The following is a 13490-nucleotide window of genomic DNA, read 5'->3' on the forward strand; positions in this document are numbered from 1 at the left end:
GCATGGCGCGCGAGGTCCTCGGTTGGCTGCGAACTTGGCTGCACGGGCCGCAGGGGCACCGCGATATGGGATCCGCATTGGGGCCGCGCCATGACGGCGGCGCTGTGTTCCGGCGCACGGCCCTGTTTGCCGCAGCGCTAGCCGTCCTCATGGTCCCTTTCATGACGGCACCGCAGGCCGCCCCGAACGGCCCGGTCAAGCTCGTCGCCCTGGGCGACAGCCTGACCGCCGGTTACCGGCTGCCCGCCGATGCCGCCTTCCCCACCGTCCTGGAGCGGCTGCTCAAGGCCAAGGGCGAAGACGTGACCGTGTCCAATGCCGGCGTCTCCGGCGACACCGCCACCGGTGGCCTCGACCGGGTCGACTGGTCGGTGCCCGACGGGACCGCGGGCGTGATCCTCGAACTCGGCGCCAACGACATGCTCCGCGGCACCGACCCGAAGGTGACCGAGGGGGCGCTGTCGGCGATCATCGAGCGGCTGAAGGCCCGGGGCATCCCGGTCCTGCTGGCCGGCATGCAGGCCGCGCCCAATCTCGGGCCGGACTACAAGGCGCGGTTCGACGCGATCTTTCCGGCCCTCGCCGAGCGCTACGGGCTGACCCTCTACCCGTTCTTCCTCGACGGGATCGTGGGTGACCGGGCGCAGCACCTCGATGACATGATCCACCCGAACCGGCAGGGCGTGGAGACGATCGCGGCGCGCATGCTGCCGACGGTCGATTCGTTCCTGGACCGGATCCGCCAGGCGCCGGTCCGCTGATGCCGCGCCTGTTCACAGGGCTCGCCGTGCCGCCGGCGGTCGCCGACGCCCTCAAGGCCTACCAGGGCGGGCTGCCCGGCGCCCGCTGGATCGAGCCCGGCGACTTTCACGTCACCCTGCGTTTCCTCGGGGATGTCGAGGTCACCGTCGCCGACGATGTCGTGGAGGCGCTGGCCGAGATGCGGGTACGCCCGCCCCTGACGGTGACTCTCGACGGCCTCGGCATCTTCGGCGGCGACAGGCCGCGGGCGCTCTACGCGGCGGTGGTGGCCGATCCGGCGCTGACGGATCTCCAGGCCGAGCAGGAGCGGCTGGTGCGCCGCGCCGGGGTCGAGCCGGAACGGCGGAAGTTCACCCCGCATGTCACCCTGGCCCGGCTGCGCCGCGACGCCACGCCGGAGGCGACGGCGATGTACCTGTCGCAGGCGCCGGTCTTCGCGCCGCTGGCCTTCGCGGTTGACCGGGTGACGCTGTTCTCGGCGCGGGAATCGACCGGGGGTGGGCCGTATGTGGCGGAGGCGGACTTTCCGTTCGCGTGAGGCGGCCGCTTCAGGCCTCCCCTCATCCAGAGGGCTCTGTGGGCCCGGAAGACCTCCTTCGAGGCCCGCTTCGCGGTCACCTCAGGATCAGCTGGAGGGTTGGACCGACCTACAGCCGCCGCAGCGCCACGCTCTCGATCCGGTGGCTCGCGCCCTTGGTGAGGATCAGGCTCGCCCGCTGCCGCGTGGGCACGATGTTCTCGCGCAGGTTCGGCAGGTTGATCGTGGTCCAGAGCCGGTCGGCGATGTCGAGCGCCTCGGTTTCCGGGATCTCGGCGTATTTCCGGAAGTAGGAGCGTGGGTCGCGGAAGGCGGTCTGGCGCAGCTTCATGAAGCGGGTGACGTACCAGCGGTGCAGGTCGTCCTCGTGGCCGTCGAGATAGATCGAGAAGTCGAAGAAGTCGGACACGAACGGGATCGCGGTGCCGTCCCGCGGCAGGCGGGCGGGCTGGAGCACGTTCAGGCCCTCGACGATCAGGATGTCGGGGCTCTCCACCACCCGTTCCTCCCCGGGCACCCGGTCGTAGACGAGGTGCGAGTAGAGCGGCGCGGTCACGCGCTTGTGGCCGGCCTTCACGTCGTGGAGGAAGCGCAGCAGCGCGGCGGTGTCGTAGCTTTCGGGAAAGCCCTTGCGCTCCATCAGGCCGTTGGCGGCGAGTTCGGCGTTGGGCAGCAGGAACCCGTCGGTGGTGACGAGGTCGACCTTCGGGGTGTTGGGCCAGCGCGCCAGCAGGGCGGTCAGGATGCGGGCCGTGGTGGACTTGCCCACCGCCACCGACCCGGCGAGCCCGATGATGTAGGGCGCCTTGGTCTCGCGCTCGGCCATGAGGAAGCGCTGCGTCGCCTTGAACAGCCCCTGCGTCGCCGCGACGTAGAGGGCCAGCAGGCGCGACAGCGGCAGGTAGATCGCCACCACCTCCTCGACCGAGATCGGATCGTTGATCGATTGCAGCCGCTCCAGATCCTCCTGGTTGAGGGTGAGCGGCGTGTCGGCGCGCAGCTGCGCCCATTCCTCCCGGCTGAAGCGGCGATAGGGCGAGAGCCGGTCCGACGCGTCGAGGATCGCCTCGACCGAGCCCGGCAGCGCGGCCGCGTTCACGCGTGGCGCCTCGCGGCCTTCTCGGCGATGCCGCTCTGGGCCGTCCGTCGCTCCAGCTCGGCCATCACCGCCTCGAGCTCCACGCCGCCGGCCCGGAGCAGCACGACGAGGTGGTAGAGCACGTCGGCGGCCTCGTTCCTCAGGCCGGTCTTGTCGCCCTGCACGGCCGCGATCGCCGCCTCGACCGCCTCCTCGCCGAGCTTCTTGGCCGCCTTGGCGGGGCCCTCGGACAGGAGCTTGGCCGTGTAGGAGGTGGCCGGATCGGTCCCGGCGCGGCTCGCCACGAGGGCGGCGAGGTCGGCGAGCGTGTAGGCGGTCATGAAGCGATCTGCATGTTGCGCCGGCCCCTTATACGGCTCCGGGCCGGATTTCAGCAGGAAACTGCGCCACGACCGCCCTGCGAGCAAGCGGCGCGGGTGAAGGCGGATGGGCTTTGTCCGGGGCTCAGCCGTTCGGGAGGTGCCGGGCGAGCGCTTCCAGCACCGCCATGCGCACGGCGACGCCCATCTCCACCTGCTCGCGGATCAGCGACTGCGCCCCGTCGGCGACGTCCGAGGCGATCTCGACGCCGCGGTTCATCGGGCCCGGATGCATCACCAGGGCATCGGGCTTGGCGAGCGCCAGCTTCTCGGCGTCGAGGCCGAAATAGCGGAAATACTCCTTCACGGAGGGCACGAACGAACCGTTCATGCGCTCCCGCTGGAGGCGCAGCATCATCACGATGTCGCAGCCGACGAGACCCTTGCGCATGTCCGTGAAGGTCTCGACGCCGAAGCGCTCGATGCCGGCGGGCAGCAGCGTCGAGGGCGCGATCAGGCGGACCCGGGCACCCATGGCCTGGAGCAGGATGATGTTGGAGCGCGCCACCCGCGAGTGCAGGACGTCGCCGCAGATCGCCACCTGCAGGCCCTCGATCCGGCCCTTGTTGCGGCGGATGGTGAGCGCGTCGAGGAGCGCCTGGGTCGGGTGCTCGTGGGCGCCGTCGCCCGCGTTGACCACCGCGCAGTCGACCTTCCGGGCGAGCAGGTGCACGGCGCCGGCCGATTCGTGGCGGACCACGATGATGTCGGGCCGCATGGCGTTCAGCGTCGCCGCGGTGTCGATCAGGGTCTCGCCCTTCTTCACCGAGGACGAGGCGACCGACATGTTCATCACGTCGGCGCCGAGCCGCTTGCCGGCGAGTTCGAAGGAGGATTGCGTCCGCGTCGAGGGCTCGAAGAACAGGTTGATCTGCGTCCGGCCCCGCAGGGTCGTGCGCTTCTTCTCCACCTGCCGCGAGAGGTCGACGGCGGATTCGGCGGCGTCGAGCAGCCCTTCGATGTCGGGCCGGGTCAGACCCTCGATGCCGAGGAGGTGCCGGTGCGGGAAGGCCGGGGGCGCGGGCGTCGTCATGATGAGGCCCGGGTGTAGGTGCGGCGCGCCGTCCCGGCAAGGCTGTCCGATGCATCCATCGCGCGCATCCATCGCGGTTCAGGCCGGGACGCGTCCTCCGGCGCACAGGGGCTGGCTCGGCGTGAGCTCCCGGCTGGCGTCCGCTCGGAAAGGGTCAGGCCGCGCTCCGCCCTCGGCCCCGTGCCTGGAGCCCCCGCAGGCCCTGCAGCCCGCCGCCGCGCCGGGGAAGCCGGACGGGACCTGCGGCCTTTTTTCCGCCCGATGGTAACCGGTGCTCCTCGCGCCACGTATTGGCCCGAACGGTCGGGGTTCGGACGATCCCCGGCCCAGCGACGCCCAACCGGGACCCGATTCTTGGCCGCCTCCCCTGCTCTCCAAGCCCCCGAGACCGTCGACCGGCAGGGGCGCCGGTGGTTCTACCGCCATCCGCTGGTGATCCGTCTGGCGCACTGGATCAACGCCGCGGTGCTGCTCGTGCTGCTGATGAGCGGCCTCCAGATCTTCAACGCCCACCCCGCGCTCTACTGGGGCGCGGTCTCGACCTTCGACGACCCGGCGCTCGCCATCACGAGCGATCAGGGCCGCGACGGCAAGAGCCGCGGGGTGGTGACGGTCGGCACGCGGACCTTCGACACCACGGGCGTTCTCGGCCTGTCGCGTGAGGGCGGCACGGAGGTGGAGCGGGCCTTCCCGTCCTGGGCGACCCTGCCGGCCGACCAGGACCTCGCCACGGGCCGCCGCTGGCACTTCCTGTTCGCGTGGCTGCTGGTGATCAACGGCGCCGTCTATCTCACCTACGGCCTGTTCAGCGGCCAGCTCCGCCGTCGCCTGATTCCGGACGGGGACCAGATCCGCCACTTCGGGGCTTCCGTGAAGGAGCACCTGCTCCTGCGCTTCCCTGAGGGCACGGAGGCCAAGCGCTACAACGTCATCCAGAAGCTCACCTATCTCGTCCTGGTGCTGGGCCTTTTACCCGCGATGGTGCTCGCGGGACTCGCCATGTCGCCCGGGATGGATGCCGCCTGGCCCTGGCTCACCGAGCTGTTCGGGGGCCGGCAATCGGCGCGCAGCGTCCACTTCATCGCCGCCGGGCTCATCGTGCTGTTCGTGGTGGTCCACGTGCTGCTGGTGCTGGTCTCCGGCCTCGTCAACAACATGCGCGGCATGATCACCGGCTGGTTCAGCCTCGGCCGTGACCGGGAAGGTGCCCGATGATCCTCCACCGCCGCAAGCTCCTCACCGCCGGTGCCGGCCTGATGGGCACCGCCCTGCTCGGCGGCTGCGACAGATTCGCCGGATCCGATGCGGGCCGGCAGACCCTCCAGGTCGGCGAGGACGCCAACCAGTACGTCCAGCGCCTGCTGATGTCGCCGACGACCCTGGCCCGGGAATTCCCGGCCGCGATGATCTCGCCCTGGTTCAAGCCGAACGGCACCATCGACCCGCCGGACCGCGCCTACCGGGCCCTCGCGGCCAAGAAGTTCGCGGAGTTCAAGCTCACGGTCGACGGGCTCGTCCAGACGCCGCTCTCGCTGAGCCTCGCGGACCTGCGCGCCCTGCCGTCGCGGACCCAGATCACCCGTCACGATTGCGTGGAGGGCTGGAGCTGCATCGGGCAATGGGCCGGCGTGCCGCTCGCCGAGGTGCTGAAGCGGGCCGGGCTGAAGCCGCAGGCGCGCTACGCGGTGTTCCACTGCGCCGACACGCTGGAATATGCCGGCGGCGGCCTCGAAGGCGGCGACGGCGCCTTCCTGGGGCGCCCCGGGCATCCGGGCGCGGTGCGCGACGCCTACATCCAGCTCGCCGCCGCCGAGGATTGGGGCGGCGCGCCCACCGCCACCGACGCGCCCAAGGACGATTGGGGCCAGGGCAGCCCGGCCGCGGAGCCCGAGGATAAGCGTACGCCGATCCGCTACTACGAGAGCATCGACCTCTACGACGCCTTCAATCCGCAGACGATCCTGGCCTACGACCTCAACGGCAAGCCGCTGCCCGTCTCCAACGGCGCGCCCCTGCGCCTGCGGGTCGAGCGCCAGCTCGGCTACAAGCAGGCCAAGTACGTGATGCGCGTCGAGATGGTGGAATCGCTCGACGGCATCGGCCAGGGCGGCGGCGGCTACTGGGAGGACCGCGGCTACGAATGGTACGCGGGGATCTGAGTTTCGGCGCCGCGCCAGCCGGGGCATGCGCGACGGAGCGGCTCGACCCCACACCGGCGGCACAGCCCGCCATTTGACATCCCGCCGCCCGTGACCCACTTGTCCCCGGCGCGCGGCCCCGGCCCGACGGCGGGCATATGTCCCACGCGAATTACGATCAGAATTCGTCCGTCGCGCTCAGGTCCCGTCAGGGGCAGAGGTCTGAATGAAAGTCGTCGTCGTCGAGTCGCCGGCCAAAGCCAAGACGATCAATAAGTATCTCGGCCGCGACTATGAAGTGATCGCCTCGTTCGGGCACATCCGCGACCTGCCGGCCAAGGACGGCTCCGTGGATCCCGAGCAGGATTTCCACATGGTCTGGGAACTGGCCGACCGCGGGGCGAGCCGGGTCTCCGAGATCGCCAAGGCGGTCAAGGGCGCCGACAAGCTGATTCTGGCCACCGACCCGGATCGCGAGGGCGAGGCGATCTCCTGGCACGTGCTGGAGGCCTTGACCGCCCGCAAGGCGCTCAAGGGCATCCCGGTCGAACGCGTCACCTTCAACGCCATCACCAAGGCCTCGGTCGAGGCGGCGATGCGCAAGCCCCGGGAGATCGACCAGGCCCTGGTCGACGCCTATCTGGCGCGCCGGGCGCTGGACTACCTCGTCGGCTTCAACCTCTCCCCGGTCCTGTGGCGCAAGCTCCCGGGCGCCCGTTCGGCGGGGCGCGTGCAGTCCGTGGCGCTGCGCCTCGTCGTCGAGCGCGAGATGGAGATCGAGCGGTTCAAGCCGCGCGAGTACTGGACGCTCATCGCCACGCTGACGACCGCCGACGGCGCGACCTTCGAGGCCCGCCTCGTCGGCGCCGACGGCAAGCGCATCCAGCGCCTCGACGTCGGCACCGGCGACGAGGCCGCCGCCTTCAAGCGCGACCTCGAACTCGCGACCTTCCAGGTGGCGAGCGTCGAGGCGAAGCCCGCCAAGCGCCACCCGCAGCCGCCCTTCACCACCTCGACCCTGCAGCAGGAGGCCTCGCGCAAGCTCGGGATGGCGCCGGCCCAGACCATGCGGGTCGCCCAGCGCCTCTACGAGGGCGTCGATATCGGCGGCGAGACCGTCGGCATCATCACCTACATGCGGACCGACGGCGTCGACATGGCGCCGGAGGCGATCCAGGACGCCCGCCGGGTGATCGGCAAGGAGTTCGGCGACCGCTACGTGCCGGACGTGCCGCGCAAGTACAGCGTCAAGGCCAAGAACGCCCAGGAGGCCCACGAGGCGGTGCGGCCCACCGACATGAGCCGCCTGCCCAAGATGGTGGCGCGCCACCTCGAGCCCGAGCAGGCCCGGCTCTACGATCTCATCTGGACCCGCACCATGGCGAGCCAGATGGAATCGGCCGAGCTGGAGCGGACCACCGTGGACGTCACGGCGAAGGTCGGCCCCCGCCAGATCGACCTGCGCGCCACCGGCCAGGTGGTGAAGTTCGACGGCTTCCTCACCCTCTACCAGGAGGGCAAGGACGACGAGGAGGACGAGGAGAGCCGCCGCCTGCCGCCCATGAAGGCCGGCGACCCGCTCACCCGCGAGCGGATCAGCTCGACCCAGCACTTCACCGAGCCGCCGCCGCGCTATTCCGAGGCGAGCCTCGTGAAGCGCATGGAGGAACTCGGCATCGGCCGCCCGTCGACCTACGCGGCGGTGCTCCAGACGCTGCGCGACCGCGAATACGTCAAGATCGAGAAGAAGCGGCTGCAGCCGGAGGACAAGGGGCGGCTCGTCACGGGCTTCCTGGAGAGCTTCTTCCGGCGCTACGTCGAGTACGATTTCACCGCCGACCTCGAGGAGCAGCTCGACCGCGTCTCCAATGCCGAGATCGACTGGCGGGCGGTGCTGCGCGACTTCTGGCGCGATTTCTCCGCGGCGATCGGCGAGACCAAGGAGCTGCGCGTCACCGACGTGCTGGAGGCGCTGAACGGCCTCCTCGGGCCGCACATCTTCCCCGACAAGGGCGACGGCTCGAACCCGCGCACCTGCACGGTCTGCGGGACCGGACAATTGTCGCTGAAGCTCGGCAAGTTCGGCGCCTTCATCGGCTGCTCGAACTATCCCGAGTGCAAGTACACCCGCCAGCTCTCGGCCTCGGGCGTCGAGGGCGAGGGGGACGGCTCCTCGGCCGAGGGCGGCCAGCCGGGCGTCCGGGTGCTGGGCGACGATCCCGCCACCGGTCTGCCGGTGACGCTGCGCGACGGCCGATTCGGGCCGTTCCTGCAGCTCGGTGAGGCCTCCACCGAGAAGGGGGCGGAGAAGCCGAAGCGTTCCTCCCTGCCGAAGGGGCTGAGTCCCTCGGCGGTCGACCTGCAGAAGGCGCTGGCGCTGCTGGCGCTGCCCCGCGAGGTGGCGCGCCACCCCGAGACCGGCGAGCCGATCCTGGCCAATCTCGGCCGGTTCGGGCCCTACGTGCAGCATGGGAAGACCTACGCCAATCTCGGCAAGGACGACGACGTGCTGGAGATCGGCGGCAACCGCGCCATCGACCTGATCGTCGCCAAGGAGCAGGGCGGCGGCCGCGGCCGTCCGGCTGCCGATCCCGGCCGCCCGCTCGGCACGGACGCTGCGAGCGGGCGCGACCTCGTGGTGAAGGCCGGCAAGTACGGCCCCTACGTCACCGACGGCGAGGTGAACGCCACGCTGCCGAAGACCATGAGCGCCGAGGCGCTGACGCTCGACGAGGGGATCGCCCTGGTCAACGCCAAGCGTGCCTCGGGCGGCGGCAAGCCGGCGAAACGGGGCGCTGTCCGGAAGACCGCGACGCGCGCGGCGAGCGGCGCCAAGCCGGCGGCCAAGAAGACGGCAGCGAAGAAACCCGCCGCCAAGAAGACCGCGGCCAAGAAGACGGGCGCCGGCTGACGCAGACAGGTCGAGGCGGCCTTCACCCGCTCGCCGGGTGCAAGGCGCGTCAGCCGCGCCGGTCCGTGTCCAGGGCGGGCACGCGGTCCTCCGCTGCTCTCCCGGGGGCGGGAGACAGGGGCAGACCGACGCGGAGAACGGGATGCACGTCCCGGTTTCCGGGTCCGGCCGCCCGGTTCAGACGAGGTAGGTGATGGTCGCCGCGAGCGCCGTCGCGAAGGTCGCCAGCGCGATCGTGGTGGAATTCATGAGCGCCCGGCCGGGCGGCACGCCGGCCGCGTCGTCGTCGCAGCCGAAGGCGGCGCCGGCCGCGTGCTCGAAGCGGATCAACGTGAGGCGGCGGGCCTCGATCGCGGCATCGCTCATGGGCTGCGGCTCCCTGACCACGGTCAAGATTTATCTCCGCCGTCAACGTCGATCGTCCCGGTCTGTTCCGGCGGCGGCCTGTGGAGGTCGAACAGGCTGGTCACGGGAAAGCCTTAACCCATCGTTGTGCAACGTCGTGATGACGGGCCGCCTGGCCCCCTCGGGGGTCGGGGCGGTTCCGGCCCTCGCTCGCGGCGCCGCAGCATGCGATGGTGCGGCCGCGTCGCCTGGGGGCGAACGGTTTTGATGTTTACGTTTTGTTCCGCTATCATGCGGGGATGAAGGCGCATGCTCCACGACCCAAGACCCGTCTGCGCGAATCCGAGCCGGCCGATGCGCCGCGCCCGCGGAGGCCGCGCGTGAGCGATCCGGCCCGCGACCTGTTCGGACCGGGCGGCAAGGCGGCCGCCTCGACAGCCCCGTCTCGCGCGCCGGAGCCGCGACGGCGCCTGGACGCCACGGCCTCCGTGACGGCGCTCGCAGCGGCCGAGCCCGATTCCGGCTACACCGCCTCCGACATCGAGGTGCTGGAGGGGCTGGAGCCGGTCCGGCGCCGCCCCGGCATGTATATCGGCGGCACCGACGAGCGGGCGCTGCACCACCTCTTCGCCGAGGTGATCGACAACTCCATGGACGAGGCGGTGGCCGGCCATGCCAGCTTCATCGAGGTGGAGCTGGAGGAGACCGGTGCCCTCGTGGTCACCGACAACGGCCGCGGCATCCCGGTCGACCCGCATCCGAAATTTCCCGGCAAGTCGGCGCTCGAGGTCATCATGACCACGCTGCATGCCGGCGGTAAGTTCGACTCGAAGGTCTACGAGACCTCGGGCGGCCTGCACGGCGTCGGCATCTCGGTGGTGAACGCGCTCTCCGACCTCCTCGAGGTCGAGGTGGCGCGCAACCAGACCCTCTATCGCCAGACCTTCTCCCGTGGCCACGCGCAGGGCGCGCTGGAGCTGATCGGCCGGGTGCAGAACCGGCGCGGCACCCGGGTCCGCTTCCACCCGGACGCGCAGATCTTCGGCTCGCTGAAATTCGACCCGCGCCGCCTGTTCAAGATGGCGCGTTCGAAGGCCTACCTGTTCGGCGGCGTCGAGATCCGCTGGCGCTGCGCCCCCGCCCTCCTCGAGGGGCTGGAGGGCGTACCTGCGGAAGCCGTGCACCGCTTCCCCGACGGCCTGCGCGACTATCTCGCCCGCGACATCGACGGCAAGGAGCTGGTCACCGACGCGATGTTCTCCGGCAAGATCACCAAGCCGGGCTCGCACGGGTCGCTGGAATGGGCGGTGGCCTGGATGGTCGCCGAGGACGGGTTCTCGCATTCCTACTGCAACACCATCCCGACGCCCGAGGGCGGCACCCACGAGGCCGGCCTGCGGGTCGCCCTGCTCCGGGGCCTGCGCGAGCACGCCGAGCGCGTGAACCAGGCCAAGCGCATGACCGCGGTGACCACCGACGACGTCATGGCGACCTGCGCGTCCATGCTCTCGGTCTTCATCCGCGAGCCCGAGTTCCAGGGCCAGACCAAGGACAAGCTCGCCACCGTGGAGGCCCAGCGCATCGTCGAGACGGCGGTGCGCGACGCCTTCGACCATTGGCTCGCCGCCTCCCCGGCCCAGGCCAACAAGCTGCTCGACTGGGTGATCGACCGGGCCGAGGAGCGCCTGCGCCGCCGCCAGGAGAAGGAGGTCGCCCGCAAGAGCGCCACCCGCAAGCTCCGCCTGCCCGGCAAGCTCGCCGATTGCTCGGCCGCCGGCACCGCGGGCTCGGAGATCTTCATCGTCGAGGGCGATTCGGCCGGTGGCTCCGCCAAGCAGGCCCGCGACCGGGCGACCCAGGCGATCCTCCCCTTGCGCGGCAAGATCCTCAACGTCGCCTCGGCGAGCCGGGACAAGCTCGGCGCCAATCAGCTGATCTCCGACCTCACCCTGGCGCTCGGCTGCGGCACCGGCGCGGCCTTCCGCGAGGCCGACCTGCGCTACGACAAGGTGATCATCATGACGGACGCCGACGTCGACGGCGCCCACATCGCCTCGCTGCTGATCACCTTCTTCTACCGCCAGATGCCCAAGCTCATCGACCGCGGGCATCTCTACCTCGCGATCCCGCCGCTCTACCGGCTGCAGCAGGGCTCCAAGGTGGCCTATGCCCGGGACGACGCCGACCGGGAGCGGATCATCAAGACGGTGTTCAAGGCCGGCAAGGTCGAGATCGGGCGGTTCAAGGGCCTTGGTGAGATGATGCCGGCCCAGCTCAAGGAGACCACCATGGACCCGAAGAAGCGCACGTTGCTGCGCGTCGCGGTCCTGGACGAGGCCCGGGAATCGACCGGCGACACGGTTGAGCGGCTGATGGGCAACAAACCCGAGGCCCGCTTCGCCTTCATCAGCGAGCGCGCGGCCTTCGCCGAGGGGGCCGACCTCGACATCTGAACCGTCGCGCCGACGCGGTTTCCACCGCGCCGGCCGACCGGACCGTCAGGGCTTGGTAACCGCCTTGGCCGGGTCGAAGGGTTGGGCCGCCGACACCGTGTCGGTGCTCATGTTGAGGACCGCCGAGAACCGCTCGCCTCCCGGCCGCAGCACCAGAGCACCAGGCTCCACGGCGATCACCTTGCTGCCGAGGCCGAGGAAGCCGCCGACATCGATCACAACGGCCTTGAGGGTCCCGCCATCGGTGATCAGCAGGTCGTCGATCTTGCCGACGCTGTCGCCTGCCGCGTTGCGCACCGTCACGCCGATCATCTTGGAGGCCAGGAAGGCCACAGGCTTGAGCCCCTGACGCTTGGCGGCGTCCTCGGCATTCGCCGCCGCCATCAGCCGCCCGACGCCCTGGCCGTCCGTCGAGGTCCCCGGCCCCGTGCCCGGCAGGACCGTATCCTTGCCGATCACGGAGGCATCCTGCGCGCGTGCAGGCGCTCCCGCCAGAGCCAGGGCCGCGAGCGACAGGAGAAGGATTCGGCTTCGCATGGCTGATCGCTCCGGTGCGCCCGGACCCGTCGCGGGGTTCCCGTCCCGGTCCCCGCTCGGTCCCCATGAGGCGCCGCGGTCTCAATCGCGGGTGGCACGCGCGGTTCCGGCGCTCCCTGTCGCACCCGACCCGTCCGGCGGCACGACCCTGAAACGCGAAAGGGCCCGGCCTTGCGGCCGAGCCCTTCCGTTGCGCGGAGCCGGTCGAGCCGGCTCCGACGTTCGATCTTAGTACGAGCCGAACTTGTAGTTCAGGCCGGCGCGGACGACGGCGAACTCGGTCTTGGCGGCGGCGCCGTTGAGGTAGGCGGTGCCGTTCGGGGCAGGAGGTTGCCGTAGAAGACGCCGCCGGCGGAGTTCTTCTGGCGGTCGAGGCTGACGTACAGGCCTTCGACCTTCAGGGTGACGGCCGAGGAGCGGAAGAAGTTCAGGAAGGAGTCGGTGGGCAGGGCGTACTCGACGCCGCCGCCGGCGGCCCAGCCGGTGCGGAAGCTGTCGCGGAAGCGGTTGCCGGAGAAGTTCTGGTCGTCCTGGCCGGATCCGTAGGCGAAGCCGCCGGTGCCGTACACGAGGGTGCGGTCGAAGGCGTAGCCGAGGCGGCCGCGGACGGTGCCGAAGTAGTCGAGGCCGTTGCCGCTGGTGGCGACGAAGGCGGGCGGGTTGGAGAAGGCGACGCCGGGGAAGCCCAGGAAGCTGTAGTTCTGGGTGGCGTTGGCGCGGCGGGCGAAGTCGACGTACTGGGCGTCGGCCTCGAAGCCGATCACCACGCCCGAGCCCGGCGTGAACTGGTAGTTGTAGCCGATCTGGGCGCCGCCCGAGAAGCCGTCGTTGTTGTTGCGGTTGTTGACGCTGACGACGCCCGAGGTGCCGGGGGAGTTGATCAGCGAGCCGCCCGGCAGGGCGTAGCTGGTGGTGTTGCGGCTGTTGGCGTCGAAGCCGTAGCCGGCGTTCACACCGACGTAGAAGCCGGTCCAGGTGAACACCGGCACCGGCGTGAACACCGGCGGCGGCGCAGCGCGGCGCGGCAGGTCGGCGGCGGACGCCGTTGCGGTCAAGCCGGCGAGGACGGTGGATGCGAGTAGGAGCTTCTTCATGGTGGTGTCGGTCCTGGGGTTAGCTTGAGCCGGCAGCCTTCTAGGCGCTCTCGGATGGCGGGTCTGTCGCTTTCCTGCAACAAGCATCCTCAGACTAGGGACATCCCGTCAACGAAAGATGAAGACTAACCGACCGTCTCCCAAGCAGCCGGCTCGCTTGCCCGTCGAGACTGTACGCGGACAGCTGAAAAGGCTCGGAAGACTAGCTGTGTTGCGCGACG

General features: G+C 70.4%; 11 protein-coding genes and 1 pseudogene. 6 read left to right on the forward strand and 6 right to left on the reverse strand.

Annotation, left to right across the window (positions count from 1 at the left end; translation table 11 throughout):
• Positions 1 to 65: 65 nt before the first annotated feature.
• Together A3862_RS26025 and thpR are read left to right on the forward strand one after the other, a co-directional pair.
• Entirely contained in the window at positions 66 to 761 is a 696-nt protein-coding gene (locus A3862_RS26025; protein WP_442919065.1) for an arylesterase, read from the forward strand.
• A complete protein-coding gene (thpR, locus tag A3862_RS26030; RefSeq protein ID WP_043756116.1) occupies positions 761 to 1300 on the forward strand; it encodes an RNA 2',3'-cyclic phosphodiesterase in 540 nt (179 codons plus the stop codon). Before A3862_RS26025 ends, thpR begins: the two co-directional genes overlap by 1 nt.
• Before the next feature lie 109 nt (positions 1301 to 1409).
• On the opposite strand, the gene coaA is transcribed toward thpR, so the two are convergent.
• From coaA to A3862_RS26045, 3 genes are all read right to left on the reverse strand, one after another.
• Positions 1410 to 2399 (reverse strand): type I pantothenate kinase, encoded by a 990-nt coding sequence (gene coaA / locus A3862_RS26035; RefSeq protein WP_043356784.1) that lies wholly within the window; start codon positions 2397 to 2399, stop codon positions 1410 to 1412.
• Complete coding sequence (locus A3862_RS26040) at positions 2396 to 2719, reverse strand: phosphoribosyl-ATP diphosphatase (protein ID WP_043356782.1); 324 nt, start codon at positions 2717 to 2719, stop codon at positions 2396 to 2398. Before A3862_RS26040 ends, coaA begins: the two co-directional genes overlap by 4 nt.
• Before the next feature lie 124 nt (positions 2720 to 2843).
• A complete protein-coding gene (locus tag A3862_RS26045; RefSeq protein ID WP_043356791.1) occupies positions 2844 to 3791 on the reverse strand; it encodes an aspartate carbamoyltransferase catalytic subunit in 948 nt (315 codons plus the stop codon).
• 354 nt (positions 3792 to 4145) lie between these two features.
• Here A3862_RS26045 and A3862_RS26050 point away from each other — a divergent pair, with 354 nt between their 5' ends.
• From A3862_RS26050 to topA, 3 genes are all read left to right on the forward strand, one after another.
• Positions 4146 to 5006: a cytochrome b/b6 domain-containing protein gene (locus A3862_RS26050; protein ID WP_043387667.1), complete on the forward strand. Its 861-nt coding sequence runs from the start codon at positions 4146 to 4148 to the stop codon at positions 5004 to 5006.
• Complete coding sequence (locus tag A3862_RS26055; RefSeq protein WP_043756114.1) at positions 5003 to 5950, forward strand: molybdopterin-dependent oxidoreductase; 948 nt, start codon at positions 5003 to 5005, stop codon at positions 5948 to 5950. The genes A3862_RS26050 and A3862_RS26055 overlap by 4 nt, the downstream gene beginning before the upstream one ends.
• A gap of 205 nt (positions 5951 to 6155) precedes the next feature.
• The gene (gene topA / locus A3862_RS26060; RefSeq protein ID WP_043387664.1) at positions 6156 to 8840 is read left to right on the forward strand and encodes a type I DNA topoisomerase; all 2685 of its coding nucleotides are present in this window, start codon (positions 6156 to 6158) and stop codon (positions 8838 to 8840) included.
• Between the two features lie 177 nt (positions 8841 to 9017).
• On the opposite strand, the gene A3862_RS26065 is transcribed toward topA, so the two are convergent.
• Entirely contained in the window at positions 9018 to 9206 is a 189-nt protein-coding gene (locus A3862_RS26065) for a hypothetical protein (RefSeq protein ID WP_043349406.1), read from the reverse strand.
• 359 nt (positions 9207 to 9565) lie between these two features.
• Here A3862_RS26065 and parE point away from each other — a divergent pair, with 359 nt between their 5' ends.
• Positions 9566 to 11638: a DNA topoisomerase IV subunit B gene (gene parE / locus A3862_RS26070; RefSeq protein ID WP_043349421.1), complete on the forward strand. Its 2073-nt coding sequence runs from the start codon at positions 9566 to 9568 to the stop codon at positions 11636 to 11638.
• 45 nt (positions 11639 to 11683) lie between these two features.
• Here parE and A3862_RS26075 read toward each other — a convergent pair whose 3' ends face one another.
• On the reverse strand, positions 11684 to 12175 hold the full coding sequence (locus tag A3862_RS26075; RefSeq protein ID WP_043349409.1) for a PRC-barrel domain-containing protein: 492 nt from the start codon (positions 12173 to 12175) through the stop codon (positions 11684 to 11686).
• 228 nt (positions 12176 to 12403) lie between these two features.
• Positions 12404 to 13269: pseudogene (locus A3862_RS26080) on the reverse strand (outer membrane protein).
• Positions 13270 to 13490 lie beyond the last annotated feature (221 nt).

The organism is Methylobacterium sp. XJLW (assembly GCF_003254375.1).
In the GTDB taxonomy this organism is placed as follows: Bacteria; Pseudomonadota; Alphaproteobacteria; order Rhizobiales; family Beijerinckiaceae; genus Methylobacterium; species Methylobacterium fujisawaense.

Excerpts from the sequence above, each read along its gene's own strand:
- A3862_RS26065 (WP_043349406.1), bottom strand. The coding sequence starts at position 9,206 with ATGAGCGATGCCGCGATCGAGGCCCGCCGCCTCACGTTGATCCGCTTC.
- topA (WP_043387664.1), top strand. The coding sequence starts at position 6,156 with ATGAAAGTCGTCGTCGTCGAGTCGCCGGCCAAAGCCAAGACGATCAAT.
- A3862_RS26055 (WP_043756114.1), top strand. The coding sequence starts at position 5,003 with ATGATCCTCCACCGCCGCAAGCTCCTCACCGCCGGTGCCGGCCTGATG.
- A3862_RS26075 (WP_043349409.1), bottom strand. The coding sequence starts at position 12,175 with ATGCGAAGCCGAATCCTTCTCCTGTCGCTCGCGGCCCTGGCTCTGGCG.
- A3862_RS26025 (WP_442919065.1), top strand. The coding sequence starts at position 66 with ATGGGATCCGCATTGGGGCCGCGCCATGACGGCGGCGCTGTGTTCCGG.
- A3862_RS26045 (WP_043356791.1), bottom strand. The coding sequence starts at position 3,791 with ATGACGACGCCCGCGCCCCCGGCCTTCCCGCACCGGCACCTCCTCGGC.
- thpR (WP_043756116.1), top strand. The coding sequence starts at position 761 with ATGCCGCGCCTGTTCACAGGGCTCGCCGTGCCGCCGGCGGTCGCCGAC.
- A3862_RS26040 (WP_043356782.1), bottom strand. The coding sequence starts at position 2,719 with ATGACCGCCTACACGCTCGCCGACCTCGCCGCCCTCGTGGCGAGCCGC.